Source organism: Flavobacterium salmonis (assembly GCF_903819435.1).
Taxonomy (GTDB): domain Bacteria; phylum Bacteroidota; class Bacteroidia; order Flavobacteriales; family Flavobacteriaceae; genus Flavobacterium; species Flavobacterium chungangense.
On sequence record NZ_CAIJDP010000114.1, the window covers coordinates 1 to 283 of the forward strand.

The window sequence follows — 283 nt, forward strand, 5'->3', positions numbered from 1 at the left end:
TTTTTAGGCTGCTAATTTCTCGGGATAAAAATTAGTTGTTGTATGAAGCTTTAAATAACTCGTTTTTAGTAAAAACAAGACTTTTGCCTTGTAGGGTGAGTTCCATTTTTGAAGTTTTGCAATAAGTTCGGGAACGCCCAGTATATTGATACTGCGTTTGATGTTATAGACCAACATAATTAAACTGTGTTCTCCGTTTACTTTTTCCAATCCTGTTAAATTAGTGTGATTATAGCCCCATTGCCGTTTGATAGTCCCAAAGATATGCTCGTTGATTTCCTGA

The 283-nt window shown here is 35.0% G+C and carries 1 protein-coding gene; it reads right to left on the reverse strand.

The window, feature by feature from the left end; genetic code table 11:
- Nucleotides 1-3: 3 nt before the first annotated feature.
- On the reverse strand, nucleotides 4-283 hold a 280-nt coding region (locus tag FLACHUCJ7_RS25105), incomplete at its 5' end, for a transposase (RefSeq protein WP_230408911.1).